This window comes from Paenibacillus durus ATCC 35681 (genome assembly GCF_000993825.1).
Lineage (GTDB): Bacteria > Bacillota > Bacilli > Paenibacillales > Paenibacillaceae > Paenibacillus_AQ > Paenibacillus_AQ durus_B.
On record NZ_CP011114.1, the window covers coordinates 3,655,277 to 3,681,466 of the forward strand.

The window sequence follows — 26,190 nt, forward strand, 5'->3', positions numbered from 1 at the left end:
CCCCTCAGCTCCTCTCCCTTAAGTTCGCTGCTTCTTGCGCTGCTGCCATAGTACCCTATAAGTTCCTCTAAGCTCCTCCTGCAGCATCGCTTGTCTCCGCTGCATCCTTAGCCGCATCCTTAGCCGCATCCGGCGCAGGCTGCCCGGACCCAGGCTGTCCGGATGCAGGTTGCCCCGGTGCTGGCTGCCCGGACGCCTTGCCCGGAGCCTCATTTACTTCGGCTGCCTGTCCGGCCGCAGCTTGCTCTGCCGCAGCCTGTTCGGCAGCCGCCGCTTCCGCGGCAGCCTGTTCGGCTTCCTGCTCCTTGGCAAGCGCAGCCGCTTCCTCCTGCTGTTTGGCCATTTTCTTATCATCAATCTTCGAAATGGTACGTTCTACGGCCACTACGCTCTCCAGTTTTCCTATTGCCTGATAGATTTCCTCGGCGTCGTTGTAGGCATCAATCGCTCCATCGAAATCCTCTGCCGCCAGCAAACGTTTTCCCCGGGCTTCCAATTGTCCGGCGCGGATCTCCTGAATCTCCTGCTTCAAAGCCGCGATCTTGTCCTGGGTCTCCTGTTTCTTTTTGGTAATGATCTCGATCGCCGCATCATAACCGGCTTCCGTTGCCGCTGTATTCGCCTTGTTGTATAACGCCAGCGCCCCCATATAATCCTGACCCTGAAATTTCAGCGCCGCTTCATCCATTTGTTTTCGGATGCCGGCGTAGTCATCTAAACTTTTTAGCTTGTGCTCAATATCGTCGCTGTCGGAGGGCAGGTAGACGTTCGCCGCTTTTAATGCCTTTTCATAGCTGACTTTCGCATTCTCAAAATCACCCTTATCCACGTATCCGTCGCCGTCAACCATTGCCTGGGAAATGTTCTGTTTGTTTACGTACAGCTTTTTGCTGATTTTGTCATTCGCTTTAGTGGCCGCATTTTTGGCTTCACTGTACGCTTTCAGCGATTTTTCGAAATCACCCATATGTGCGTAGTCATCACCCTGTTTTCCGTATTGAATCATATCTTCAATCGCCTCGGCCTTTTTTTCCGCCGCTTTCGCCGCGTAGATCCAGGCGCCGCCGCCCGCCAGCATCAGCGCCAGCGCCCCAATGGCGATCCGCTTGATCAGCTTGCGGCGGTTCTTCGGTTTCTCCTGAAAAATCTTGTCTATGTACACCGCCGCCGCCGTGTAATTCGGCACCGTCCGCAGCTGGCGGCTGAGAAGCACCTCTTCGAGCGTGTCGGTCAGCGCATTCGGGTCCTTCGCCTCTTCCAGCGCGCCCAGCATTTCCGCCAGTTCAACGTTCCCCCATAGACCGGGGGTGGCAAGCAGCAGAATGTCCCCGTCGGCCAACAGGGTTTTCTTGGATAAGAAGCTCCGGATTTTCCCTGGTTTGCCAATATACTCAAGCAAATTCCCGCGTTCTTCATGAACGGTTGCCGCTTCCTCCGGGATACGCCCCTCATCCGCCATCGCTTGGGCCAGACTGTGATCCCTGCTGCGGAAATTCAGCCTGCCGCCGCGAAAGTGGTACAGCCTGACATTCCCGCATGAGGCATACACCATGCGCGTATAGTCCGTGACGACCGCCAACAGACTGGCTTTGAGCCGTACGCGGCGGCTCTCGAATTGCAACCACTCCTGCGCATCCCGCAGACCTTCGCGCAAACGACGCTTTGACATGTACGGCTTTTCCATGAAATTTTCCAGTATGGCCTTTACCGCCATCTCGGCGCTCCTTACCTCCTGGTCGGTATCAAGTCCGTGGGCCAGAACATAACAAGCCATGTCATCCGTTTCCATATAAGCAAAATAATCGCGGTTGTCGATATGGGAGCCTGCTTCTGACACAAAGGCGGTCGTGAACTGGCTGTTCTCCTTGCGCATGCTTACCTTCCCCTTTACATTTCTCCCCCCGAACTTCAGCAGGCGTCCTCCCGCAGAATCACTACGGTGGCGTTATCCTGGCCGCGCAGCCCTTTCGCCTCAATAGCGTCAATGATGTCTTCCGCCATATCCTGGGGCGTTTTCTGCTGCAGCAGAATTTGTTCAAGCTCAATTTCTGTCAGCGCTTCGTGTACACCGTCGCTTGCGAGCAGGACCAAATCATCGCCCCGAAGCGGCAACGGGTCCTCTCCGATCTCCATCCGCTCGAATCCCTCGTAGCCGAGATAATTCGTCAACTGGCGGCGGACCGGGCTGGATGCAGCCTCCTCGCGGGACATTTCCCCGGTGAGCACCTTCTCCTCCAGCAGCGTTTCCGCCGTATGCTTCGAATTCACCGGCACGAACTCGCCGTTTCGAAAAAGGGTAATCAGACTGTCGCCTACAGCGCCGTAATACAGCTTGCCGCCTGTGATTACAGCCGCCGCCAGCGTCGTTCCTCCGCCCTGTCCATTCAGATTTTGCAGGATTTCGCGGTTGCTTTTCCGCGCGGCCCTGGCAAAGTATTCTTCCAGCTCGTCTGCCCGCTCCACTTTGGCGAATTCTCTTGTAAATGTTGTCACCGCCAAAGTGCTGGACATCCGTCCGTTCTGCAGGCCGCTGATCCCGTCGGCGACCACAGCCAGCGTCCCGACCGGCGTCGTCAGGCTGGCGAAATAATCGTCCTGCTCGGCGCGGCGGCCAATGGTCTGCCCGTTGCCGATCCGGATGGCTCCGGCCTGCCCCGGCCGCCGCCGGGGCGGAATCGCCGCTACGAATCCAAAACGGATAATAAGCAGTGCAATAATGATGCAAACTGCTATAGCCACAACAATATAAAAATCAACTGCACTCTCATAGTCCACTCTTTTCACCTCAAAAGTCAGGCTTGCAATTAACGCGCAGCATCCATTTGGCCTTGCGATTTCAGCCCGATGAACTATCCGTTGTTCTCCCACTCAAAGTGCGGCCCGCACAGCGGAATAAAGATAAACTTGCTTCTCCCAAGCTGAATGACATCGTACGCGTTGAGCTCCACCGGGGAATATACCGCTTCATTGTTATGATAAGCCAGCCCCGATGCATCTCCGGGCAGCAGAAAAAAGTTGCGCTTTTTCGGATCATACACAATGACGGCATGATTCCGGCGCGACACGGTGTTATCCCCGATAATACGGATATGCATTTCTTCTGCACGCCCGATAAAGTTCTTCTCGGCCATAATCCGGTAGTCCTGGCCCATCTGCGCTCCTTCAATGCACACCAGCCAGCCGGTTACCGGATGAATGCCGGTCGTCTCTCCGAGATACGGCATCGTCTTATCCTCTTCCGCAGGAAGCGGAATTTGGCGCGCAGCCGGATCGCCCGCCGCCGCGGCTTGCACCACTGAGTGGCAATAAGGACATGTATTTCCATGCTTACGTGTACTGAACATGTGTCCGTTCGGGCATCTTGTCAAACTCATCGTATGTACTCTTCCCCCTTATTTCACCAGCAATCTTGTGTTGGCGATATACAGCAGATCCCCTGGGCCTATCCTATGAGGCGTCCCGCTCTCGAGCTTGTCAACAGAGCTTTTCTTCGCCGCGCGCAGTCCGGTTCCGCTTCTGGAATCGACATCCTCCACGTACCATTCGCTGCCTACCCGGTTAAGGACCGCATGCTCCGCGCTGACCAGCGAAGCATACTCGCTGTCCGCCAGATCGATATCCGCCTCCTGGCGGGCATTCGTTTTCCCGATCAGCAGCGAAATCTCTCCTTTGATGTACCACTCTTTGAGCGGATCGCCGTCGTCATCAAGCAGAACAAGCTTGATCACCTCCTGTACCGGAGGACGTGCCGCCTGCCGAGGGCGCGGCTTCTTATTCGTCACCGTCTTGCCGGCATCCACAGCTTCAACGCCCCTAGCATCTGTCGCCCTGCGTCTGCCCAAATACAGATACAGCAACACGCAACACGCAGCCCCTGCAACTACCCCAACCTTCAACGGGTAAAAATCGGGTCTGCGGAACACTTGTATGGCAGTGGCCGCGATCAATCCCCAAATGATGACGTCCAGTATGAACAGCCAAATGACCCTGACCGATTTGACCAAGTCAATCTCTCCTTTGCTCCGGAAATCCGCTGTTATTTGCGGAATCCGAAAAATTGATTGAACAGTCCGTCAGCATTCACTGGGCCTCCGGCTTTCTTGCCGGAAGCTCCCGGCGTGCCCTTTCCGGTCTTTGGGTGAAAGCCGAAAAACTTCTCAAATTCCTCCGCCATGGCAGCCGGGTCCGGAGCTGCATATGATTTCGGCTTCGCGCTTCCGGTCCGGCCGCCGCCGCTGCGGGTTCGGCCGCCTTCCGCCTGTTTCCCCGCTTCCTGACCCTGCTCCATCCTGACATCGTATGCCTGCCGCGAGGCTTCGCTGCGCAGCGTCTCATAGGCCTCATGAATCTGCTTAAACTTCTGCGCCGCTTCCTTGCTTCCCTGATTCGTATCCGGATGATATTTTTTAGCGAGCTTACGGTAAGCCCGTTTGATTTCTGCTTCCGAAGCATCCCGGCCGACATCGAGCAGTTCATAGTAATCCGCCATGCCTTGTCTCTCCCCTTCATTTCTTGCGCGGATTAGGAAGCCCGCATTTCCCAATCTGAGGTGGGGAATACGGGCTTCTGTTAAGACAACCCTATCCGCTGCCCTAAGGCATTAGCTGTATAACGGAATGCGAGATTATACCGCGTAGCCGCCGTCGATCTTTGCCAGCTCGGTCTTGTCTTTTTTCTGTTTAATGAAGATCGAGAATGTACCCACTCCTTCGGTGTCGCCGAAGCTTTCGTTGTAATCTACAACAAAAGCGTTAGGGAAGGAAATTTTGCGCACAACCTGATCGGCCGCGATAACTTCCAGAGTAAGCTTGCGGTAGCAATCCGCTTTCTCAGCGGGTACAAGCGACCAGAGCGCCAGCTTCATGGTGTCGTCTGCTTTGTCTCCATCCGTTGCGGTAATAATTTTGCCGCTGATACGCAGCGTCGAGCCTACGTCTGTGGAGCGGGCGTTGGAATCATCCGGTGTGTCTGTGTCATAAACAACCTTTTGAATATTGTCCAAGCCCACCTCAATCGTTTCTTGTCCTTCAATTGTCAGTCTGAATCCCATCTGTGTTTCCTCCTTAGAATAAATTTTGATTTCCGGGAAGCTTTCGCTTGGCCGGAATTTATGTATAAAGGCGAATCGGTTAAGAAACGCCTTTAATACCTTTTTCACAGTGCCCATCACGCTTTCACAGGGCTGGTTCCCTTGGTAATCATGACTTCAAGGTTCTTGACATTGCCGTTGAAGACCAGATCGATATGGCACAGGTTGTTCTTCTCATCAATCACATAACTGATGTCATCCCCGTCCTGAATGATCGAGTTGATATATCCTCTTGTGCCGACCCACTTGCTCTTTTGGCTGCTCGGGTTGTTACTGAAGAAACGGACGATATTCTCATGCTTGAAATCCCCGGTCTGGTAGCGGAGAATCCGCTCGATATACGTGCTGACCAGTGTCTTGTAGATAGAATCGAATCCGTCCTCCGATAACGCCATACTTCTGGCTTTGTACACCGTAATCCGGCGGATGTCTTTATCCTGCAGCTGCGCATTTTCCGATGAGAACACAAACCCGAAGTTTTTCCGGTTGATCGCATCCTTGATGCTGTTCGTAAAGCCTGTAATCTCTTTGGCCATTGTCGTTACCGTGCGCAGACTGTTGTCTCCCGCTTCAATGTCGAAGCGCGCTCCCGGAAAGTCCTTGTTGACCGTTTTGAACGTTTCCCGCAGATACTCCGGACATTGATATGCGGCAGCGAGTCCTGCGGCTACATAAGCAGCTCCGACATACACGCCTTCAATCCACAATTTCAGAATGTCTTCCTTCTCCTTGGACAGTTCCACGCCATTCTCCGTTTGCAGCATCTTGCTGTCAATGATTACGCCCGATTTCTCTTTCGGAATGATGGTGAAATTCGGGACACAAGGAATGGCAAATTCGCTGTATTCCTTGCGGACCAGCGGGGCGCATTTGTCGATATACTTATCGATGCCCGCTGTCGCCATGCTGTTAAAGGTCGTATCTTCCCCGGATTCGAAATTGAAGAAGATTTGAATTTTGTAATCCTTGACCACCTGAAGCAGCATGGACAGTGATTCCATCGTGTACCCGTCATTCTTCACAACCTTCTCATTGCCTTTAAAGCGTTCGCGCGATACCTTGACTTTGCCTGCAGTTTCCAGTTCAACCGATGGCACAATGCCGAACCAGATCGTGTCGCTGAAATCATTCTTCGAGTTGACGGTGTTAAGGAACGTCTCCAGACGCGGGATGTTGCTGCTCTTCACGAGCATATCGAGCTTGCTGTTGGCAATCAGCATCGTCGGCAGCATACCTTTGTTCTTGGTGGCGTACTGGTCAAAGAACAGTTTGACGCCAATAATTTTCTCGACAAGCGGCTTAACGGTCTTAACAAAATCATCCTTGGCATTCTTATAAAATTCCAGGTAGGTATTGTAGTTCTGTACCTCCAGCTCCGTGTTCACTTCCGCATGCACGGCAGGGAGCGGTACGAAGGTACGGACAACCAAATCCTTCACGTAATTGGATGGGCTCTCCGTAATGGAGTCATAGTCCTCCCCAAAGACGGCCGATAAATCGCCTGCCCCGTTCTCATCCAGCAGTACCAGCTCTGTGCTGTCGCTTTTCGGCGCTTCAATAATCTTGAGCTCGCCGCCCTCGCCGATGGTCAGCATGCCGATCTGAACGGCTTCTCCCGCATTCTCTTCCTGTGCTCCGCCAAGCAGAAGCCGGGTCTTGATATCCTCGATCGCCAGCGGCAGCATGGCCATAACATTGTTGTAGTTTCGGCTCGCTTCCTCGAACATTGCGTTCAGCTTATCGCCCATATCGAGCTTTTTCGGGTCGCCTTCATCCAGCTGATCATATTGCCCGTACAGATAATGAATTTCTTTGCGCACCTGGCGGATATCATCCATCACTTTTTTGGGCGAAATCATATCAAGCAGGTTCTCGAATTTAAAATCGACGTTCGTGATGCCCTGGCTGCGTTTCGTATCAATCAGGGTAAACAGCATTTTCAGAAAATCATTGTTCTGATCCACCCGGATCTCCGAAATCATCTCGTCGGGAATGCCATCCGGCTTGCGCAGCGTATACATCACCTTCTGGTTGGCCGCGTTAAAAAACGAGTATACCGTCGGGGTAAACTTGTCCAGAAATTCATCGAAGCTGCGGACCAGCAGCTGCTGGTTAATCTCTTTAATGCGGTCGTCGCTTAAGCTGTCAATCCCTTTGACATCACCTACGATGGTAATCAGATCAAGCTTTTCCGGATTAATCTCCTCAAAAAGAATGGTGCGGTTCGTTTGATTGATAATCTCCATTCATGTTCGGCAGCTCAATTGCCAAAATATTGTCGATTCGCCATCCGCTGTACGAATGCCAAATACCCAGGACCTTGTCACCCATTTCGCTGCCTCCTCCTCCCTCAGTGCATATGTATGGTCGTCCGTTAGACTCAAGGAACATACATTCCCATGTCTCGCGGTTCTTCCTGAATTTCTACAAAAGCCGATTGTATTCCAGATAATTCCTCAATCTCACACCTAATATTAACGACGGCCTATTATTTTTGTCAATTTAAGTCATTCATATAAAAAACAGGTCCTATAGACTCATAGTTCCGTGAAATTACGAAAATTTCTATGCAAATAGACCTTATTACAAAATTCTCTATTCATTCCAAAATGCTGCCGTCCGATAAAGTAATGTTAGATTTTAGGGTATTGTTCATATTCAGGAATGGGTTCCATCTTGATCCGCTAAACGGTCCGAAGGTTCGGGAATGGTTCGAAAAAGCAAGGGGCTCAGGCACATAGCGGTAAATCCAGTCAAAATTCAGGGAGGAGATTATGAAGAACCTAAAGAAATACAGGACTAAGGCTGTCGTGACTTTTGTACTATTTTTAATTTTTGTTCAAACTTTTTTTTCTGCCGGTTTGACCGGATCCGCGGAGGCTGCTTCCTCGGCCCTTCCTGCCGGATATGACGTTGTGTTTGTTATGGATACCAGCTATTCAATGCGAGAATCGGACAAGGAAGGAATCGCCACTGAAGTCGTGAAAATGTTCATGGACATGAGCGACGCCAGCCGCACCAAGGTCGGATTTGTCGCTTACAATCACCAGATTGTCGCCGCTAGTCCCCTCGCCTCCATTGCAGTGGCGGCCCGGCGGACGGGAATTCAAACGGACATTTCCAGCCTGAAACGGTCCGGATATACGGATCTGGGCCTCGGTCTCCGCAAAGGAGCGGATCTGCTTGCTTCCGGGACGGGAGAAGGAAGAAAGCCGTTTCTGATTCTGCTCTCCGATGGCGAGACGGACTTCGGTCCTTTTTCCAGCTCACGGACCAAAGCGGATTCCGACCGGGATGTGGCCTCTGTAATTAAATCGGCCAAGGCCAGAAACTATCCCGTCTATACGATCGGGCTTAATCACAACGGAGCCGTAAACCGGAAGGAGCTGGAGCAAATTGCCGGGGAAACCGGCGGGAGCTCATATATTACGAGCAGCGCGGATGATCTTCCGGAAATCGTCAACCGTATTTTCGCTAGTCAGATTCGTTCCCAGCTCATGCAGACCGCCGGCATCACCGCGACTGGTTCACTCCAAGACGTAATGGTGACCATTCCCGATTCCAGCATGGAGGAAGCGAATCTCGTCCTGCTCTCCGAGCATCGGCTGAAAGAGGCGCAGCTGTACTATAATTCGGACAATATCCGAAGATATGAATCGAACCGGTACGTCATTCTGAAAATCGGCCATCCGGCAGCCGGGTCGCTGAAGCTGAAGCTGCGGGGACAGGCGGGCGATCTGATCAAAGTCAATTTGCTTGGAAGCTACGCGCTGGAAGTAGACAGCAAGATGACTGGCGGAGGGGCGAGCGGGAAGAATGCCGGAAACGGAGCGTCCCGGCTTGCGGGGGGAGAAACCCTAAAAGGGCAGGAGACCGCTTTTGAAGCGCGGCTTGTGACCGGCGGCGGGCAGCCGCTCCAAAATGAAGATGTCTATACCTCGCTTAAAGCAGAGCTTGTTGTCACTTCGGCGAACGGTCAGAGCAAGAAGCAGATTCCAATGGTCTATAAGTCCGGAAGCTTCCGTGCGAAGTACAGCTTCCCGCAGACGGGAAAATATACATGGCAGGTTAAAATGCACGGCGCGGCTTTCTACCGGAATGGAATAGTAAATAACGTCCATGCAGTGAACACCGGACCTGAGGCGACGGGGAATTGGAAGCTCCATGCCATCCGCGAGGACGGGGAAATCCGGCTGAATCTGGACGATTATTTTCACGATGCCAACAATGATCCGCTGACCTTCTCCGCAGCAGATGAGAAAGCTTTCGATCTTGGCCGATATAAATGGGAAGGACATACATTGGTATTGTCTTCTCTGCGCACGGGAGAGGCGGGCCTAAAACTGACTGCGGCGGACCCGCAAGGGGAGACGGCGAGCGCTGTCCTGCTTCTGACCGTGGAATCCAGATATACCGTGCTAAAATGGTCATTGGGCGGGGCCCTGCTGGCGATTGCCGCCGGTGTGCTGCTATATTTCTGCTTTAGACCAAGGCCAGATTTCACCGGCAAGCTTGAAGGCTTGTTCCTCGCGACGGCCAGCGGCAACGAGGTTCCGGTCAAGTCATGGCCGCTTACTTCCTTCCCTGGGCGCAAGGTTACACTAAATGAGCTGTTCCACTCGCTTGCTGTGCATGAGCCCCTGCCGGAAGCGGAGCGGATCGTCTTCACGCCAGGTAAAAACGGGATGCTGACCGTCAAGCACGATACGCGCTGCGCGGTCCAGCACGGCAAGACGCCGGTCGCGAGAAATCAAAAGGCAGTCATGTCCTACAATGAGAAACTGTACATTACATTCGAGGATGGAATAACGGAAATTGAGCTTCGCTACAAGGCGATTAAGCCGGTAACGAACATTTACACCGGCGGAGATTCGAACCGGGCAGGATAACCGGAGAAGAAGCGGAGCTCCGCTGCTCGGGTACAATGGCGCCTGAAAAGCGTCAGCCCTGAAGGTTATCCTCCAGAGCGCTGACGCTTCCCTCTGTGCAGCCAATATTCCGCCTGCAGAGCAGCCTTAAACCAGCGGAATGAACGGACCCGCCGCTGATGCTTCACAGCAAGAGCCCGGCGAATGACAAAGGACAGCAGCGGGGAAGAAGCGCTGCCGCTGAGCGCAACTGGCTGCAGATTGTCCCGGAACAACCGCTTCGGTACGTCTGGGGGAGGGGTCCCGTTACAGCAATAGTACACCGTGGCGGCCAAACTATACATGTCGGAGACCGGTCCCTGACAGGAGCGGCTCGAGTAGAACTCCAGCGGCGAATAGCCGGCGGTTGTAAAGATCGGATGCGCTTTGCCGTCATATCTTACAGCCGATCCAAAATCCAGAAGCTTAACCTCTCCGCCTTCTCCAACCATAATATTTCCCGGTTTAATATCCCGGTGGATAAAACCATTTTTGTGAATATACTTCAGCGCGTCGATTAGCGGCAGCAGCGTGCTGCGGAGGAATGCTGCATCAACCGGGGTGTTCCGGTCCTTGATCAGCTTGTCCAGGGTTTGACCTTCGCAGTACTCCATGACAAGATAGGCCGTACCGTTCTCTTCAAAATGGTCCACATAACCTACAATCCCCGGATGCCTCAGTTCCTTCAAAATCTCCGCTTCCTGCAAAAAGGAATCCATCAGCTCCCGGTACTTGCCTGCCAGCGAGTGCGAGCGGCACTTCACCGCCTGTTTGTCAGTGGTCCGTACAGCCAGCAGCGCCGGAAAAAATTCCTTAACAACCACCTTCAAGGCCGACTCGCCTTGGATGCTCCGGGCCTGGTAGACAATCGACAGCTCGCTGCGGCACAGCGGCTTCCGAATCTGATAGGTGCCGCGAAGTTTCGTGTTCCGAGACAGATTGTCATCACCCTTAACGCTGTTCATGCTTCAGCCTCCTATATAGCGGTTAATCCTAATTTTTCTACTTTAGACCATTATGTGTCAAGCCTTCCCTTCCTTTAAATAGGATTATGAATCGATAATATTATTTCATTTACAATAGTGTGTGACACACAGTATAATGAAATCAGGAGCTGATGCATATGGCCGATATTCAAGAGACGATCAACGGGTTAATTCAGGAGCTGCGGCGCGGAACAATTATCATCAGCGTTCTCAGCCAATTATCCGAGCCTCATTACGGCTATTCTCTGGTCACCATTTTGCAGGAAAAGGGTGTAAATATTGATCCGGGTACCTTATACCCTCTTCTGCGCAGATTGGAGAAGCAGGAATTGCTGGAAAGTACGTGGGACACAAATGAAACGCGCCCAAGGAAATATTATTCACTCAGTCCTACCGGGAAAGAGGTCTATCTGCAGCTCTGCAAGGAATGGAAGAGCCTGAGCGACGGCCTTGAAAGCTTAATTAAAGGAGACGATGGCAATGGAGCTGGTTAACCGATATATCCATGCGGTAACGCACCGGCTGACGGGCAGACAGCGGGAGGATATTAAGAGGGAGCTTCAGGGATTAATCGAGGACATGCTTGAAGAGCGCAGCGGAGGCCGGGACGCCTCCACCGCAGATGTGGAAGAAGTGCTGCTAGAGCTTGGAGATCCGCAAAAACTGGCTGATCAATACAGGGGGTACGGAAGATACCTGGTCAGTCCGGAAGTGTTCGGGTCCTATCTGGCTGTGCTTAAGATTGTGCTGCTCTCCATTGGGATTGCCGTTACGGTTGCATCCGCGTTCCAGATGTTTACCGCCCCTCTGGATGCGCTTGGACATTTTCTGGATTATCTGGCTTCCTTGTTTATGGGATTCATTCAGGGATTCGCCTGGGTAACTCTTACTTTTGGGTTGATCGAATATGCAGGAGCGAGACGCATCCGAACGGGGATGGGGGCAAGGAACGCTTGGAAACCAGCCGATCTGCCTCCCCTGCCTGACCACCGCTTAAGCATCAAACGGTCAGACCCAATCGCCAGTCTGATCTTTACCATTCTGCTGGGGCTTCTGTTTACCTCGTCGCTTAATCTCTTCGGAGTATGGCATTTTCCGGAGAGCGATTCCATGAAGATTGTGCCTATTTTTGACGAAACGGTATTTCGCGGGTTCCTCCCGTTTATCTTGGCGGTATTCGCCCTCAGTATTTTGAAGGATATCCTGAAGATAGCTGCGAGGAAATGGACGCCGGCGCTGATAGGCTTTGAAATTCTGGTCAGTCTGCTGTATTTCGTGCTGGCTCTGTTCATGTTCAACGATTCGGCCATATGGAATCCCGATTTTATGCGGCAAATGGCAGAATCCGGGATAACGCCGGCAGGGAGCGGGGCCTTCTACAGCGTGAGCGGCAACTGGAGCAGAATCACCGGAGGATTCATTTATTTGATCGGAATCGTAATCTTCATTGATATGATCACTGCTGCGGTAAAGGCATACCGGCTAAGAACCATTTATCAACGTTAGTGCGAATCATCTAAAGCCGGAGATACAAGAAGCGGAGAGGGGCTCTCCGCTTACTGCTCAATGACATAGATATGGTCGGCCACACGGTCAATAAACATACGGTCATGCGATACGAGGAGAATCGTGCCTTCATACTTTTGATAAGTCGGCTCATCCAGAATCAGTACTTACTCCAATCAAAATATCCAGATCCACGGTGATCTCAGCATAATCCCGGTTAATATAGCCGTCGATCCGCGTCTTATTGCTGGACCAGGAAAGTGGGGTCATGCGCACCATATTTCCGAGTTCCGCTTGATTCAGTTCTTTGATGTAGTTTAGATGAATCACATCCGCTAGAACAAAATGCTGCCTGAACAGCGCCGCCGTCTCATCGTTGCGATAGCTCATATTCTCCTCGCGGCCGAAGAGGGCTTCTCTGAGTTCTTTTAGGTAGCCGGAGCGGGGTACGACTTTAATCACTAGGCCATCATGAGCCGAAATCCGCTTGAATTCCTTGTAATTGGACGGAGACAAAATATTGAGTACGACATTAAGCGATTGGTCTGCAAGCGGTGATTTGGCCAAGTCGCCCACAATCCAAATGGGAGCTTCGTATTTTTTTGAAGCCATGACAATGCCTTCCTTGGATAGATCAAGACCGATTCCGGTAATTCCCGGACTCCCGCATTCCTCCAAAATCCGGTGTAAATGCGAGCCCTCCCCACAGCCCAAATCCGCCATCGTATAGGAGTCGGCAGAACCGCCCTTATGCTTCTCTATCGCTCCCGCAATCGTCTCATGCATCTTAGTATAGAGGCCGGATTCCGTAATGATTTTGCGCCTTGCTTGAAATAATTCTTTCGTGTATTTTCTGCTTGCGGGACGGGCCGACAAGTTAAGATAGCCGTGTTTTGAGAAATCAAAGGTGTGGTTTCTACAACAGATCAGGCTTTTACAATCGGCAACTCTCATCGGACTTTCGCAGAGCGGACATTTAAATGCCGACTCCAATTCTTTCACACGCGCTGCACCTATTGATTGTCTGGTCATGACTTATCTCCCTCTGAAAAAAATAAAAAATCACAGGCGGTTTGCCTGTGATCCAGAGTAAACGGGAAAAGCCCCATCCCTATTCGATTAAGGTTTAAGCCAAGATAGCCGTCGCCAAATAAACCTCACTTATGCTAAACAAAAGAAGAGGATGATTAAAAATGGACAGACTGATCCCGTTTACTCTGTATAGCCAAACAGAGCCTTTGAACGTATTTAATTACGCGTTCAAAGCCGGGAAACGCAGTCTGATATAGAATACCATTTTTAACAATCCTCCTTGGAAAATATGAGCGTAATATTGGAAGTATCATTCATAGTATAAAGTTCGTCAAAGCATTTGGCAATTAACAGTCAGGAGCCGGCGCCGCATTAATGTACTTACCGGTTCACTTGCCCCCGCAGCGCGGAGATCACCCCCAGCGATACAATCTCCGATATTTGAGCCTGCGATTCCCGGGTCAGCCCGGCAATATGGGGCGTAACCGTGCAGGAGGGAAGCGCCAGCAGCGGATGATCCTCCGGCGGCGGTTCGTGACTCAGCACATCCAGCACGGCGCCGGCAAGCCGGTTCGCGGCAAGCGCTTCGTACAGGGCGTCTTCATCGACCACGGCTCCCCTCGACGTATTGATTAGAATAGCGGACGGCTTCATCCGATTCAGCGCCGAAGCGTCAATCAGACCATGCGTCGACGGAAGCAAAGGAACGTGTAGGCTGACATAGTCGCTTTCGGCGAGTACCCGGCTTAGATCGGCGGGGATAATCTCCGTATTGGCGGCATCGCCGCCATCCTTAAGCCGCGGATCGCAGCCCAGGACATTCATCCCGAGTGCCGCTGCTTTGGCGCCTGTCCGTCGGCCGATTTCACCTACGCCGACCAGCCCCAGCGTCTTGCCGCCGATTTCGTGCAGCGTGAACTGCTGCCGGGGCCAGCCTCCGGAGCGCACGCCGGATGCCGCCTCCCCGAGACGCCGGGCAGAATGGAAGATGGCTGCGATGACGTATTCAGCCACAGCGGACGCATTGGCGCTTCCCGCCGTAACGACCGGGATCTTCCGGCAGGCCGCCGCATCCAAGTCGATATTGTCCAGCCCCGCGCCAAGCCGTCCAATCGCCTTCAGACGGGATGCCGTCCCGATAAGCGCCTCAGTTACCCGTGTCTGATTGCGGACGATCAGAGCGTCCGCTTCCTTGACCGCTTCCCCGAGTTCCGGACTGTTCCACAGACCCGGATCATAGCGTACATGATACCCCTCCTTCTCCAGCAATTCCAGACCATTCGGAGCGTTCCATTCCGTTACGAGGATATTCATGCTTCATTTCCCTTCCGTGTTTCTTCCCCTTCATGCGTCAGCTGCGGAGGAAACGGGGTCCCTGCCTCCCGGGCCAGCTCCTCCAGTTCACTGACGACATTGTCCGGCAGGGAGATTCCAGACAGCCGATTCCGCCCGGCGGAGCGGAATCTCCGCTCTCCCGGAAGCAATATTTCCTCCGCGCCGGGCGACAAAGGTACCTCCTTGATCTCGTCTGCGAACCGCGAGACGGTATCGTAATATGCCTCCATATTCAGCCAGCGGGCCGGCGAGAACAGCAGGATGACATGGCCCACATCGGCATGTTTATCTCCATCTTTGTACAGATTGCCAATATGCGGACCAAAGGAGGCGCCGGTCAGGATACCGCACAGCATCTCCACGGCAAGTGCCAGAGCATAGCCTTTGGCTCCGCCCAGCGGCAGAATCGCTCCCTTCAGCGCTTCTCCGGCTTCCGTGGTCGGCCGTCCCTCACTGTCGATGGCCCAGCCCTCGGGGATCGGCTGCTCCCGCTTTTGCGCCTGCATGATCTTCCCGCGCGCCACAACGCTGGATGAAAGGTCGGCAATGATCGCCGGCTTGCCTTCGGCGCCGGATGGGAATCCGAATGCGATCGGGTTCGTCCCGAGAAAAGCCGACCGGCCTCCCCAGGGGGCGATGCCCGGCGGAGAGTTGGTCATGACGACCGACGCCATGTTCTCCTTGGCCGCCTCCTGGCAAAGATAGGCCGCCGTTCCGAAATGATTGCTTCCGTGTACGAACACGGCCGCGAGCCCCTGCTCCCGGGCGATGGGTATCCCCTCCCGCAAAGCCCGAACGGCCACTGCTTGGCCCAGCCCGTTCCCTCCGTCCACAGTCAGCACCGAACCGTGACGCTCGGCCGTAATTTTGGACGCGGCATTGATCCTTCCTTCCTGAATGCGCCGGAAGTAGACCGGCAGTCTGCTGACGCCATGGCTCCCGTGCCCTTCCAAATCGGCTCGGACCAGGGAATCGGCCGTAATGAACGCGTCCTCCTCAGGCACATTCAAGGAGATCAGTACCGATTGTACAAAGTCATTGAGCTTCCCGCTGTCATAGCGCTTTGCTGTCATACGAACGTTACGCCTCCCCGTTCATTTATCTTTATTCACGCGCTCGGATACAGCTTGGTCATCACGAACTCCCGGTGGCCCAGCGCTTCTGCCGCCGTCAGACGTCCGTTGACGGTCCGTTCCAGCGTCTCCAGCAATCGCTCCCGCGCTTCCGGCAGCGTGATCGAACGCTCCAGCAGCGGGCTTACATCGACGTCGATATGCTCGGCCATCAGCTTGACCGTCTTCGGATTGGCCGATATTTTGACTACCGGCTCGATCGGGTTGCCGATGACATTGCCCTGACCCGTTGGGAAAAAGTGGATGACCGCTCCGGCAGCGGCCATGAGCGTTATGCATTCCGCAGCGGCGGAAGAGCTGTCCATGAAATACAGGCCCGGGCCGTTCTGCGGCGCCTCGGCAGGCTTCAGTACGCCAATGACCTGCTTGGTGCCGGTTTTTTCGATATTGCCGAGCGCCTTCTCTTCAATCGTGGACAGCCCGCCGGCGATATTGCCCTGGGTCGGCTGGGAGCCGAGCAGGTCCACGCCCTGGGAAGCGAATCCGGAGACATAACGTTCATAGGTGCGCTGGAATTGTTCGCGCAGCTCTTCCGTCGCCATCCGGTCCGCAATCAGATGCTCTCCGCCCGTAAGCTCGGAAGTCTCCCCGAAAAACACGGTCGCCCCCTGATCGATCAAATAATCAACCGTTTCGCCGACCGTCGGGCAGGAGGCCAGCCCCGTTGTCGTATCCGATTCTCCGCACTTGATGCTTACGGTAAGCTCCGAGAGAGATACGGGCTCCCGCTGAAGCTCTGTGGCCCACTGCACGAATTCCTTGGCTTTCCAGGACGCCCGCCGAATTACTTCCAGATCACCCAAGCCTTCGATGGAGAATCCGGCCACCGGTTTGCCTGTGGCGGCGATGCCGTCCGTGATGATCTTCGTCCAATTGGGTTCAATGCCGATCACGATGACCGCCGCGACGTTTGGATTGCTGCCTGTTCCGATCATGGTGCGGAAGTGCAGTTCCAGATCCTCTCCGTACTGCAGCCGCCCGTAAGCATGGGGGAGAGCCAGTGTGCCGGAGACGACCTTCGCCACCGCCTCGCAGGCCGCGTTCGAAATGTCGTCAACCGGTAAAATAATCACATGATTGCGGATGCCCACCTTGCCGTTTTCCCTGCGATATCCGAATAATTGTCCCATCGTTACCACCTCGCCGATTTAATATTGTGCGTATGAACGTATTCCCCTTCGGTCAGCCCCTCCGGCGCAATGCCGATGGGAATGCCGTATTCAATGACTTTGCCGCCCTTTTCAAGAACGCCGATGGATATTTTGTGCCCCAGCGGAACATCCTGAAGGCTTGTCACCGTTATTTCCGAATCGTCATCCATAAAGACCCCGACGACCTGCTGCCCGGCGGTAATGTCCGTCGTTGCGACGCCAACCTGATCTCCCTGCTTATGAATCAAAAAATGATGCATATTCTTCCCTCCGAATCTAAATTTGCGATTTGCTTACGTATTCCCGTTGTTACTTGCGAATCAGGTCCCATGATGGCCCATTTCGTATTGAGAATTACTTGCGGATTCCCGTCTCGGTGGCCAGACCTGTGTAATACTGCGCTTCCTTATTCACGAAATCCGTAAACTCCTGCCCCGTCAGTACATTCGGATCAACCTGCAACTTCTTGAGCTTTGCGACGAAATCAGGGTCCTGTGCCAGCTTGGCGACTCCATCCGCCCACTTCTTGACAATCTCCTGCGGCGTTCCTTTCGGGAAGCTCATGCCCGTCCACCAGGAGACGGACAAATCCTTCACTCCCTGCTCCGCCGTTGTGGGAACATCGGGATAATATGGACTGCGCTCAGGAGCCAATACCGCCAGCACCTTCAGCTTACCCGCTTTGACCAGGGTGGACGTCTCATTGACGGTATGAACGGCCAGGACCGCATTGCCTCCGGCGACAAGAGGCAGGGACTCGGAAGCGCCTTTGGTGGCCACCATCCGGGTCTTGGAGAAATCGGCCCCGATCGCTTTCAACCATTCGGCTACGGCAAATGTAGAGAAGCCCGCAGGCCCGACGCTTGTCCAGGTCAGCTTCTCGGGGTTGGCCTTCGCCCAGTCCGAAAATTCGCGGAAGTCCTTCCACGGCGCGTCGGCGGCGACCACAAAGACAGGAGCGTCCGTGACGACGCGAGCCGCGAATTCATGGTCGCTCAAGAGAACCGGCGCCGCGGCCGATCCAGCTTGGAGCATGGTCGTGCTCGCCACATTATCCGCAAGCACCGTGTAGCCGTCATTAGAAGCCTGTTTGAGCGCGTACTGCGCGCCGGTAGCGCCGCCCGCTCCGGGCTTGTTGACAATTTCAATCGGCTGCCCCCATTCCTTACTGAGCCCTTCCGCAACCGTTCGGGCCACCAGATCAACGCCGCCTCCGGCAGAGAAAGGCACCACATATTCGATGGGCCGGTTCGGATAATCGGCGTAGGCCGAGGATGCAGACGCAGCCGGTGCAGCGGCGGGAACCGCCGTTTCGCCGCCCGCCCCGGCGGACGCGCCTGCTCCGGACTTTGCGGAGTTCGCCCCGCAGCCGGAGATCAGAAACAGCAGCGCAAGAGCTAGCGGTAGCAGCGGGGAAAGCTTTTTGTTCAATGTTGTCACTTGGTTCACACTCCTAATTATGTTGGAACGGCACTTACGCTTCAGTATTGACGATGCTGAGCGAATCGCCGCGTTCCTCGCGGATTCTTTTTTTGGTGCGGCGGACCATGTACAGGGAAAAGATCAGCATGGCCGCTGCGGCGATAATGAAGGCAGCCGACAGTCCTCTTTGAAAAAAGATACCGAGATTTCCGCCGGAAATCGCCATGGACTGCAAAAACGACTGCTCCATTAAAGGACCGAGAATGAAGCAGAGAATGAGCGGCATGATCGGCCAATCATGCTTTTGCAGGTAATAACCGGCGATGCCGAAGACAACGGCCACCTGAACATCGAACAGATTGTTGCGCACCGTGTAGGCGCCGACCATGCTGAGCAGAAGAATCACCGGCGCAAGAATCGAGAACGGCACCCGGGTCAATTTGGCCCAAATCCCCACCAGCGGCAGGTTAAGCACCAGCAGCATGACATTTCCGATGAACATGCTCGCAATGACAGTCCACACAAAGCTTCCTTTCTGCTCGAACAGCATCGGTCCCGGCTTCAGCCCGTAGATCATGAGTCCGGCAAGCAGTACGGCCAGCGGCGGCGAAGAAGGGATGCCCAGCGCGAACAACGGAATAAATCCGGCAGAGCTGGTCGCGTTGTTGGCGGCTTCGGGCGCGGCCACCCCTTCGATGGCTCCTTTCCCGAACAGATGGCGCCGCGGCGAGATTCTTTTGGCGAAATCATATGACAGGAAGGAAGTCACGGCCGCCGAACAGCCGGGAAGCAGACCCATGAAGAAACCGATCAGCCCGCCAGCGGCTATGGAGGAAGCGCTTTGCTTCAGGTCCTTACGGCCCGGATAGACGCTGCCGATATTACCGGCCGAAATCGCGGTCTTCTTCTCGGATATGCCCCGCATCACTTCGGCGATGGAGAAGAGGCCGATCAAAATGCTCACCATATCGAGGCCCCCTTCGAGCGGTCCCCAGCCCAAGGTGAACCGGTACACGCCGGAGTTCGCGCCAAGCCCGATCAGCGACAAGGCAATGCCGGCCAGGCCCATAACCGCCGATTTAACGAAGCGTCCCCCATTCATTCCCATCATGATGACCAGCGTCAGGAGAAGAACGGCGAACATTTCCGGCGGGCCGAAACGCAGCGCTTGGCTTGCCAGCACGGGAGCGAACAGGACGAGGCCAAGTACACCCAGCACGCCAGCGATAAAGGAGGCGATTGCCGCAATGCCCAGCGCCGGTCCGCCTCTGCCCTGCTGCGCCAGCGGATACCCGTCCAGACAGGTCGGGACGGACGAGGCTTCGCCTGGAATATTAAGCAGTATGGCGGTCGTCGATCCTCCGTACATCGCCCCGTAATAAATACCCGCCAGCATGATAATCGCCTGCGTCGGTTCAAGGACTGCCGTTACCGGCAGCAGAATGGCGATCGACGAGGTCGGGCCAAGTCCCGGCAGCACGCCGACAAAGGTTCCCACAAGCACGCCGATGGCCGCCATCAACAGGTTCATCGGGGTAAACGCATGTCCAAAACCGTCCAGCAGCATGGATAAATTACTCATTTCATCACCTCCTTGAAAACTGCCATACCATTCCGGCGGGAAACGGAGTATGCAGCCATTCGATAAAGATCAGGTAGAGCCCGGCGGTCAGCAGCAGAGCGTAGACCGCGCAGCGCCACCATTTTCCGGCTCCCAGCAGGCGAAAGAGAAGCGCTGCGGCAAGAGAGGTTGCTGCCGGATAGCCCGCCCAAGGAAGAAGGAAAGTGTAAATAAGCAGTAACAGCGGAATGAGACCCGTCTTAGGAAGAAAGCGGGGGATCGCTCGTTCCCCGCCTTCCTGCCGTACGGCCTCTCCGGGAAACAGCGCCAGCCAGATGCCGGCCAACGCCAGTCCGCCTCCGATGAAGGCGGGAAACACATGGTCTCCACCTAGAAGAGTGACATGATAAGGATACAAACGGTAAGCTTCGCGAAGAGAAAGACACCCCGCCAGAATGGCAAGCACTCCGGCAGAGCGGTCGGCCACGCTTTTCATTTCTCATTCCTCCTGACTATGAACACAAACACAAAAAACCTGCCCGGCTTCAAAAGCCGAATAGCAGGTCTCCGTTCGTACGGTCGACGCCTTAGCTGAAATATGTTGTATATAACATACAAATAAAAAAGAGATTTAAAATAGTTGGAGCAGAAATTATATAGTCGATAGGTTTAGTAGGTTTTATTCCGGCTATGGCACGTATCATATCACTGCCTGATTTTCGCTGTCAATACTATTTTTTCGTATTTATTGCTGGAAAATAATCTTTGACAAAGCCTACGGATAGGTTTTAAATAAATGTTGTATATATGATTTAAGAGCATTATTTAACCGGACAAGGAATGATTCTATGGCAAATCTGATTCGAATCGACAATGCCAATCTGCTGGAGAAAACGTATGGTATTTTAAAAGAACTGATCATCAAAAGAGAATTCCCGCCCGAGCACAAGCTGGCCATACCGGAATTATCCGCCCAGCTCGGCGTAAGCCGGACGCCGATCCGCGACGCGCTGGGCCGGTTGGAAATGGACGGATTGGTCAAGACCGTACCGAAGGTTGGTACTTTTGTCGTCGGCATTACTTCCGAAAACGTGCTGGAGATTATGGACACTCGCCTGATGATTGAGCTGTGGGTTGTGGAGAAGCTGGCTTCAGGAACGGCCGCGCTTACGCAGGAGGTTGCCGCGAATCTGGAAAAAATCCATGAAACCTCCGTGTATGTCGTCAACACCTCGAAGCTGGAAAACTACCACGAAGGAGATTACAATCTTCATTTTCATATGGAGTTTCTGAAGCTGGGCGGGAACCGGAATATACAGAATATTTATCACAACACGATGAACTACCGGTACCTAGCGATGAAATCGTACCTGATTACGAAGGAAATGGTTCTTCATTCCCTTAAGCAGCACAGGCAGATTATCGATGCCCTTAAGGCGGGGTCTCACGATGATTTAAAGCAGGTGGTGAGCGAGCATCTGGAGGACGCGAAAATACGGCTGTACAAAAATATCAATCTGAACGGCGGGCTGATCTAAAGGGAAAGAACGTTTGCGGACAAACTGCGGGACGGAAAAGTTCAAACTTTCATGCTGAAATGAAAAAGAAAAGGAGGAACGGCGAGCCATTCGCCGGTCCTCCTTTTGCTTCATTCGCCCCTTGACGCGTGACGCGCGGGCGCGCCTCCGCATGGACTCTACACGGCCGCCTGCGAAAAGCCCTCGCCCCGCCTCAGAGATCGTCGTCTTCCGCCCGCCGCATTTTCCGCTCCAGACGGAGACGGATGATCAAGGTCAGCGCCACTCCGGCGGCCAGTACGCCGAGCGCTCTGGGCAGCTCGCCGCTTCCACCCGCCGCCAGCGGAAGCCACAGCGACAGTGCGAACGCCAGATGCACCCGAAATACGAAGGAGACGGTGCTGCGGGTTCGGCTGTTCTCCGGCAGCGGGTAAACCGTCAGCCAGAACGATTCCCCGTGCAGCTTCGACAAGGCCGAGAGCTGGACGCCCGTAATGAACAGGAAGAACAAGTAGATTCCGGCGCCGACGAGACTGCCCCGGTTCCACCATTCCAGCAGCAGCGCCAAGAGACCGATCCGCAGCACAATGCCGAAGACATCACCGCGGGCAAAGCTTTTGGTCAGCAGATAGCGGTACGCGCTGTCCCTCCGCCAGGGAAGCCCCGCTCCCCAGCGGGAGAGCCAGCGGCGGGAATAGACGCGCTGCTGGCGTCCGGGAACCTCGACGAACCAGCCGAGCAGCATCTGGGCCCGTCCGCTCTGTACCTTCTCCAGGGCGATCAGCCGCTCCCAGGGAACGGCATGCCGGCCGGGTACGGCAAGCGCAGCGAGATAAGCCGCCGCCAGCAGCATGGAGAAGCCAAGCCCCTTATGGAACGGCTGCCACAGCCAAGCGGCGATGATTAGCCCGAGGGCCGCCCAGCGCAGCAGGCGGTACCCGGCGGAAGCGGCTGGGGAGAGCATCTTCATCTCCCGCCAGCAGCCGTAAGCCGAGAGAAGCTTTACGCCAAGCAGCAGCGCGGCTGTGACAAACAGAGACTTCGGGGAGTCCGCCGTGCGTATGTACAAAGGCCACAACAGGATCAGCACCAGAAGGAGCCGCAGACCTTTCCAAACCGTTCCCCTGATCCATGCCGCTGAAAAATACTCCTTCATCCGGTGCTCCTGCGGCAGCAGGAAGACCGCATCGGCCGGCTGCAGATAGGTACGGAAGCTGCTGTGAACCGCAGCCGGCAGCAGCACGGCCAGCATGATCCAGCGAATCGGCACGCCGGATGGAACATCCTTCAGCAGCGAAGTGTACCAGGCCGAAAACGCGATAAGGATGAACATCAGCACAAACGCCACACCGCTCTGGATAATATATCCCACATAGGGAAGGAGCTTGGCGGCGGCCCGGCTGCGCCGCTCCCCTTGCAGCTCTCTGAGATTCATGCTACTTCCCTCCCTGGACCAGCTCGTAGAACAGCTGCTCCAGCGGCAGGCCCGGCTTGCCGGCGGCAGCTCCGATCTCCGCCAAAGTGCCCTCGGCGATGACCCTGCCCTGATGCAGCACGATGAAGCGGTCGCAATAGTTCTCGATCGTAGAGAGAATATGAGAGCTGAGCAGAATGGAGGAGCCCGATTTCTTAATTTCCAGCATAAAGTCCAGCAGGGACCGGATGCCGAGCGGATCGAGGCCGAGAAAAGGCTCATCGATCACATACAGCGCCGGACTTGCGACAAAAGCGCACATAATCATGACCTTTTGCTTCATCCCTTTGGAGAGATGGCCGGAAAGGCTGTCCATTTTATCCTCCATGCGGAACAGCTCCGAGAGGCGGCGGCTGCGGGCTTCGTAATCGGCACGGTTCACGCCGTAGGCCCTGGCCGTAAATTCCACATGCTCGCGCACCGTCATTTCTTCGTACAAGAGCGGTGACTCCGGCACAAAAGAAAGCGCGCTGTGATATCCTTCCGAATCTTTATCACGCGTTCTGCCCTGTACGGCAATCCCGCCTTTATGCGGCGTCATCAGGCCGAGAATATGCTTCATTGTAGTGCTCTTGCCGGCTCCGTTCAGGCCGATCAGCCCAACCATTTCTCCCGGCTGAACCTGCAGGGAAATATCGTGCAGCACCGGCTTGTTCAGGCTGTAACCGCCGGTCAGGCCCGTAATCTGCAGCACGGGGGTATGGCTCATTGGCCGTCACCTCTGTTCTTCTTGTCCTTCAGCCATTTAGGCGCTCCCTTGTTCTTGCGGTTCCGCTCACGCTCCGCGCTCCGCGCTTTGCCGCCCGGAGCGGCAGCCCCCGCCTTGGCGCCGCGTAGCCCGGCGCCCGGCTTGCCGCCCGGAGCCGCCTGGCGCGCGCTGCCGCCATGCGCCTCCTCGCGCCGCGCTCCGGCGCTGCCGCCGCCGGCTGGCTCGCGCCCGGCCGCGCCGCCCGCGTCCGCTGCGGCGCGGGGCCGGATGCCGGCGGTCCGCACCGCCGGCTGGCCGCTGCGCGGCTTCTCGCGGCGCGGCCCTACGCCGCCGCGCAGCTGTTCCGGCGGCAGAATTTTGCCGCCGTACAGCGCGCGCTCGCTTATGGCTATGCCGAGCTCGCGCGCGAACTTGCGCATGATGAACGTCTGCTGCGGCGTGACGATCGACAGCGACAGGCCGCTGCGACCCATGCGGCCCGTTCGCCCCGCCCGGTGCACATAGTGCTCCGCGTCGAACGCGGGATCGAAGCTGACCACAAGCGGCAGATTCTCGATGTCCAGCCCGCGCGCCGCCACGTCACTTGCGACCAGCACGCGGAATTTGCCTTCGCGGAAGCGGCTGAGCACCGTGCTGCGCGTCACCTTGTCGGCGTCGCCATAGAGCGCGCCCGCCGTCAGTCCAAGGTGATTCAGCTTGGCTTCGACCTCGGCGATTGTCTCAGCCATGTTGACGAAGACGATCGCCCGCTGCGGGTTATAATAGCGCAGCACCCGGCGCAGCGTATCCACCTTGTCCCGTTCCTCTACGGCGATGTAGAGATGCTCCAGTCCGCGCGCCGTCTTAGTATTTGGATCGATCCCGATCTCGGCCGGATCGTCCATGACCTTGGAGGCCAGCGCCCGTGTCTCCGGTCCGATTGTCGCCGACAGCATGACGAGCTGGCGGCTGCGCAGGGCGCTTGCGATAATCTTCTCCAGCTCGCCCGCGCCGCCGAGCTGGAACATTTGGTCTGCCTCGTCAAGAACGATCGTCGCGACCTCATGCATCTTCAGCTTGCGCAGCCCGATCAGCTCACGCACGCGCCCCGGCGTGCCCACGACCAGCTGCGGATGCTCGCGCAGCCGCTCGATCTGGCGGCCTATCGCCGCTCCGCCGATCAGTCCGAGCACGCGGATGCCGCGTCCCTCGCCGTAGCGCTCCGCTTCGCGCACAATTTGCATAGCCAGCTCCTGGGTCGGAGCCAGCACCAGCTTCTGAACCGTTCTCCGCTCCGGATCGATTCGCTGCAGAAGGGGCAGCAGGTAGGCCAGCGTCTTGCCCGTTCCGGTCTGGGAAGCGGCCAGCACATCCCGGCCCTCCAGCAGCAGCGGAATGGTCTCCGCCTGAACCGGAGAAGGAGAGGTGATGCCGAATTCCGACAATCGGGCTTCAAGGTCTTCCTGGATGCCGATAGTCGCAAAAGAAGCTTTATTCATAGGGAAATTCATCCTTTTCACTGTATAGTATTCATTCATTATATGCCAAAAAGACCTGTCCACCAAATGGAAGGCCCTCCTGTTCATCTTTATATTATTTCCGGTTCAGCATCTTATAGGACAGCTTGTCCGCCAGCCGCGGAAACAGCCCGTACAGACGAATGCCTACGGCCGCGAGGCGCGGCAGGTCGAGTTCTTCCTTGCCTTTCTCCATCAGCTTCACCATCCGCTCGGCGACATACTGAGGGCTCATTATAAAGCCGCCCACGTTCTTGATGTAGCTGCCGGACGGGTCCGCAACATTAAAAAAATTCGTCTCAATCGGCCCCGGATTAACCGCCGACACGATGATCCCGCTATGGCGAAGCTCCTGGCGCAGCGCGTTCGTGAAGCCGAGGACCGCATGCTTCGTTGCGGAATAGGCTGTTGCCCGTGAGGTTCCGAGCTTTCCGGCCATCGATGCCACATTGACAATCTGGCCGCTTCCCCGCTTAAGCATATGCGGAACTACCGCCTTGGTGCACCTGACGATGCCCAAATAATTGACGTTCATCATTTGATCGAACTCTTCGACCGCCATCTCCGTTAGACCTTCGAACTTGCCGTAGCCCGCATTGTTGAGCAGAATATCGACTCTTCCGTAAGCCGCAAAAATCTTGACGAATGTCTCTTCCACATCTTCGGACCTACTCACATCACAGCGGTAAAGTCCATATTCGCCCGTTATCCCCGCCGCTGCGGTCTTCAGCTTATCCTCCGACCTGGCAAGCAGCACCGGAATGGCTCCGCGCTCTCCGAGCAGCTGCGCCGTAAGCGCACCTATGCCGCTGGAAGCGCCTGTGATGACTGCGACTTTACCCTTAAGCTCCACCCTGGACAATCAGCTCCTT

At 55.1% G+C, this 26,190-nt stretch carries 25 protein-coding genes; 4 read left to right on the top strand and 21 right to left on the bottom strand.

Features of this window, described 5'->3' with window-relative positions; all coding sequences use genetic code 11:
- Nucleotides 1–67: 67 nt before the first annotated feature.
- The 8 genes from VK70_RS16875 to VK70_RS29260 form a co-directional block, all read right to left on the bottom strand.
- Entirely contained in the window at nt 68–1,873 is a 1,806-nt protein-coding gene (locus tag VK70_RS16875) for a PP2C family protein-serine/threonine phosphatase (protein WP_046723557.1), read from the bottom strand.
- A gap of 35 nt (nt 1,874–1,908) precedes the next feature.
- Nucleotides 1,909–2,775, bottom strand: a complete 867-nt coding sequence (locus tag VK70_RS16880) for a PP2C family protein-serine/threonine phosphatase (RefSeq protein WP_025697095.1) — start codon at nt 2,773–2,775, stop codon at nt 1,909–1,911.
- Nucleotides 2,776–2,849: 74 nt separating this feature from the next.
- A complete protein-coding gene (locus tag VK70_RS16885; protein WP_025697094.1) occupies nt 2,850–3,374 on the bottom strand; it encodes an FHA domain-containing protein in 525 nt (174 codons plus the stop codon).
- A gap of 18 nt (nt 3,375–3,392) precedes the next feature.
- Nucleotides 3,393–4,004, bottom strand: coding sequence for an FHA domain-containing protein (locus VK70_RS16890; protein WP_025697092.1), 612 nt, complete (start codon nt 4,002–4,004; stop codon nt 3,393–3,395).
- A 32-nt stretch (nt 4,005–4,036) separates the two neighbouring features.
- Nucleotides 4,037–4,489: a DnaJ domain-containing protein gene (locus tag VK70_RS29255; RefSeq protein WP_025697091.1), complete on the bottom strand. Its 453-nt coding sequence runs from the start codon at nt 4,487–4,489 to the stop codon at nt 4,037–4,039.
- A 135-nt stretch (nt 4,490–4,624) separates the two neighbouring features.
- Nucleotides 4,625–5,050, bottom strand: a complete 426-nt coding sequence (locus VK70_RS16900; RefSeq protein WP_025697089.1) for a hypothetical protein — start codon at nt 5,048–5,050, stop codon at nt 4,625–4,627.
- 116 nt (nt 5,051–5,166) lie between these two features.
- Nucleotides 5,167–7,335, bottom strand: coding sequence for a hypothetical protein (locus tag VK70_RS16905; RefSeq protein ID WP_025697086.1), 2,169 nt, complete (start codon nt 7,333–7,335; stop codon nt 5,167–5,169).
- A complete protein-coding gene (locus VK70_RS29260) occupies nt 7,295–7,420 on the bottom strand; it encodes a hypothetical protein (protein ID WP_267885605.1) in 126 nt (41 codons plus the stop codon). Before VK70_RS29260 ends, VK70_RS16905 begins: the two co-directional genes overlap by 41 nt.
- Before the next feature lie 443 nt (nt 7,421–7,863).
- Between VK70_RS29260 and VK70_RS16910 the strand changes: the two genes are divergently transcribed.
- Nucleotides 7,864–9,978 (top strand): VWA domain-containing protein, encoded by a 2,115-nt coding sequence (locus VK70_RS16910; protein WP_046723559.1) that lies wholly within the window; start codon nt 7,864–7,866, stop codon nt 9,976–9,978.
- 65 nt (nt 9,979–10,043) lie between these two features.
- On the opposite strand, the gene VK70_RS16915 is transcribed toward VK70_RS16910, so the two are convergent.
- Nucleotides 10,044–10,961, bottom strand: a complete 918-nt coding sequence (locus VK70_RS16915; RefSeq protein WP_025697083.1) for a serine/threonine protein kinase — start codon at nt 10,959–10,961, stop codon at nt 10,044–10,046.
- 158 nt (nt 10,962–11,119) lie between these two features.
- On the opposite strand from VK70_RS16915, the gene VK70_RS16920 reads away from it, so the two are divergent.
- Both VK70_RS16920 and VK70_RS16925 read left to right on the top strand, forming a co-directional pair.
- Nucleotides 11,120–11,476, top strand: a complete 357-nt coding sequence (locus VK70_RS16920) for a PadR family transcriptional regulator (protein ID WP_025697081.1) — start codon at nt 11,120–11,122, stop codon at nt 11,474–11,476.
- The gene (locus VK70_RS16925; RefSeq protein ID WP_025697079.1) at nt 11,463–12,488 is read left to right on the top strand and encodes an HAAS signaling domain-containing protein; all 1,026 of its coding nucleotides are present in this window, start codon (nt 11,463–11,465) and stop codon (nt 12,486–12,488) included. The genes VK70_RS16920 and VK70_RS16925 overlap by 14 nt, the downstream gene beginning before the upstream one ends.
- Nucleotides 12,489–12,638: 150 nt before the next feature.
- Here VK70_RS16925 and VK70_RS16930 read toward each other — a convergent pair whose 3' ends face one another.
- From VK70_RS16930 to VK70_RS16965, 8 genes are all read right to left on the bottom strand, one after another.
- Nucleotides 12,639–13,520, bottom strand: coding sequence for a putative RNA methyltransferase (locus VK70_RS16930; RefSeq protein WP_025697077.1), 882 nt, complete (start codon nt 13,518–13,520; stop codon nt 12,639–12,641).
- A gap of 381 nt (nt 13,521–13,901) precedes the next feature.
- Complete coding sequence (locus VK70_RS16935; protein WP_025697075.1) at nt 13,902–14,834, bottom strand: hydroxyacid dehydrogenase; 933 nt, start codon at nt 14,832–14,834, stop codon at nt 13,902–13,904.
- Nucleotides 14,831–15,928 carry an Ldh family oxidoreductase gene (locus tag VK70_RS16940; RefSeq protein ID WP_025697073.1) on the bottom strand — a complete coding sequence of 366 codons (1,098 nt, stop codon included), beginning with the start codon at nt 15,926–15,928 and terminating at the stop codon, nt 14,831–14,833. Before VK70_RS16940 ends, VK70_RS16935 begins: the two co-directional genes overlap by 4 nt.
- A 35-nt stretch (nt 15,929–15,963) precedes the next feature.
- Nucleotides 15,964–17,118, bottom strand: coding sequence for a UxaA family hydrolase (locus VK70_RS16945; RefSeq protein ID WP_025697071.1), 1,155 nt, complete (start codon nt 17,116–17,118; stop codon nt 15,964–15,966).
- 2 nt (nt 17,119–17,120) lie between these two features.
- On the bottom strand, nt 17,121–17,399 hold the full coding sequence (locus VK70_RS16950; RefSeq protein WP_025697069.1) for a UxaA family hydrolase: 279 nt from the start codon (nt 17,397–17,399) through the stop codon (nt 17,121–17,123).
- Nucleotides 17,400–17,493: 94 nt separating this feature from the next.
- Nucleotides 17,494–18,579: a tripartite tricarboxylate transporter substrate binding protein gene (locus tag VK70_RS16955; RefSeq protein ID WP_233277699.1), complete on the bottom strand. Its 1,086-nt coding sequence runs from the start codon at nt 18,577–18,579 to the stop codon at nt 17,494–17,496.
- Nucleotides 18,580–18,613: 34 nt separating this feature from the next.
- Nucleotides 18,614–20,143, bottom strand: a complete 1,530-nt coding sequence (locus VK70_RS16960; RefSeq protein ID WP_046723561.1) for a tripartite tricarboxylate transporter permease — start codon at nt 20,141–20,143, stop codon at nt 18,614–18,616.
- Nucleotides 20,144–20,147: 4 nt separating this feature from the next.
- Nucleotides 20,148–20,618 (bottom strand): tripartite tricarboxylate transporter TctB family protein, encoded by a 471-nt coding sequence (locus tag VK70_RS16965; protein WP_025695040.1) that lies wholly within the window; start codon nt 20,616–20,618, stop codon nt 20,148–20,150.
- 352 nt (nt 20,619–20,970) lie between these two features.
- Here VK70_RS16965 and VK70_RS26580 point away from each other — a divergent pair, with 352 nt between their 5' ends.
- The gene (locus VK70_RS26580) at nt 20,971–21,660 is read left to right on the top strand and encodes a GntR family transcriptional regulator (protein WP_025695039.1); all 690 of its coding nucleotides are present in this window, start codon (nt 20,971–20,973) and stop codon (nt 21,658–21,660) included.
- A 193-nt stretch (nt 21,661–21,853) separates the two neighbouring features.
- Here the strand turns inward: VK70_RS26580 and VK70_RS16975 are convergent, their stop codons facing one another.
- The 4 genes from VK70_RS16975 to VK70_RS16990 form a co-directional block, all read right to left on the bottom strand.
- A complete protein-coding gene (locus tag VK70_RS16975) occupies nt 21,854–23,074 on the bottom strand; it encodes an ABC transporter permease (RefSeq protein ID WP_046723563.1) in 1,221 nt (406 codons plus the stop codon).
- Between the two features lies 1 nt (nt 23,075).
- Nucleotides 23,076–23,822: an ABC transporter ATP-binding protein gene (locus VK70_RS16980; RefSeq protein WP_046723564.1), complete on the bottom strand. Its 747-nt coding sequence runs from the start codon at nt 23,820–23,822 to the stop codon at nt 23,076–23,078.
- A complete protein-coding gene (locus tag VK70_RS16985) occupies nt 23,819–25,300 on the bottom strand; it encodes a DEAD/DEAH box helicase (RefSeq protein ID WP_046724344.1) in 1,482 nt (493 codons plus the stop codon). The genes VK70_RS16980 and VK70_RS16985 overlap by 4 nt, the downstream gene beginning before the upstream one ends.
- A gap of 94 nt (nt 25,301–25,394) precedes the next feature.
- The gene (locus tag VK70_RS16990) at nt 25,395–26,171 is read right to left on the bottom strand and encodes an SDR family NAD(P)-dependent oxidoreductase (RefSeq protein ID WP_025699602.1); all 777 of its coding nucleotides are present in this window, start codon (nt 26,169–26,171) and stop codon (nt 25,395–25,397) included.
- Between the last annotated feature and the right edge of the window lie 19 nt (nt 26,172–26,190).

Coding starts and splice junctions, on each gene's coding strand:
- VK70_RS16875 (WP_046723557.1), bottom strand. CDS start 1,873: ATGCGCAAGGAGAACAGCCAGTTCACGACCGCCTTTGTGTCAGAAGCA.
- VK70_RS16885 (WP_025697094.1), bottom strand. CDS start 3,374: ATGAGTTTGACAAGATGCCCGAACGGACACATGTTCAGTACACGTAAG.
- VK70_RS29255 (WP_025697091.1), bottom strand. CDS start 4,489: ATGGCGGATTACTATGAACTGCTCGATGTCGGCCGGGATGCTTCGGAA.
- VK70_RS16900 (WP_025697089.1), bottom strand. CDS start 5,050: ATGGGATTCAGACTGACAATTGAAGGACAAGAAACGATTGAGGTGGGC.
- VK70_RS16905 (WP_025697086.1), bottom strand. CDS start 7,335: ATGGAGATTATCAATCAAACGAACCGCACCATTCTTTTTGAGGAGATT.
- VK70_RS29260 (WP_267885605.1), bottom strand. CDS start 7,420: ATGGGTGACAAGGTCCTGGGTATTTGGCATTCGTACAGCGGATGGCGA.
- VK70_RS16910 (WP_046723559.1), top strand. CDS start 7,864: ATGAAGAACCTAAAGAAATACAGGACTAAGGCTGTCGTGACTTTTGTA.
- VK70_RS16915 (WP_025697083.1), bottom strand. CDS start 10,961: ATGAACAGCGTTAAGGGTGATGACAATCTGTCTCGGAACACGAAACTT.
- VK70_RS16920 (WP_025697081.1), top strand. CDS start 11,120: ATGGCCGATATTCAAGAGACGATCAACGGGTTAATTCAGGAGCTGCGG.
- VK70_RS16925 (WP_025697079.1), top strand. CDS start 11,463: ATGGAGCTGGTTAACCGATATATCCATGCGGTAACGCACCGGCTGACG.
- VK70_RS16930 (WP_025697077.1), bottom strand. CDS start 13,520: ATGACCAGACAATCAATAGGTGCAGCGCGTGTGAAAGAATTGGAGTCG.
- VK70_RS16935 (WP_025697075.1), bottom strand. CDS start 14,834: ATGAATATCCTCGTAACGGAATGGAACGCTCCGAATGGTCTGGAATTG.
- VK70_RS16940 (WP_025697073.1), bottom strand. CDS start 15,928: ATGACAGCAAAGCGCTATGACAGCGGGAAGCTCAATGACTTTGTACAA.
- VK70_RS16945 (WP_025697071.1), bottom strand. CDS start 17,118: ATGGGACAATTATTCGGATATCGCAGGGAAAACGGCAAGGTGGGCATC.
- VK70_RS16950 (WP_025697069.1), bottom strand. CDS start 17,399: ATGCATCATTTTTTGATTCATAAGCAGGGAGATCAGGTTGGCGTCGCA.
- VK70_RS16960 (WP_046723561.1), bottom strand. CDS start 20,143: ATGAGTAATTTATCCATGCTGCTGGACGGTTTTGGACATGCGTTTACC.
- VK70_RS16965 (WP_025695040.1), bottom strand. CDS start 20,618: ATGAAAAGCGTGGCCGACCGCTCTGCCGGAGTGCTTGCCATTCTGGCG.
- VK70_RS26580 (WP_025695039.1), top strand. CDS start 20,971: ATGGCAAATCTGATTCGAATCGACAATGCCAATCTGCTGGAGAAAACG.
- VK70_RS16975 (WP_046723563.1), bottom strand. CDS start 23,074: ATGAATCTCAGAGAGCTGCAAGGGGAGCGGCGCAGCCGGGCCGCCGCC.
- VK70_RS16980 (WP_046723564.1), bottom strand. CDS start 23,822: ATGAGCCATACCCCCGTGCTGCAGATTACGGGCCTGACCGGCGGTTAC.
- VK70_RS16985 (WP_046724344.1), bottom strand. CDS start 25,300: ATGAATAAAGCTTCTTTTGCGACTATCGGCATCCAGGAAGACCTTGAA.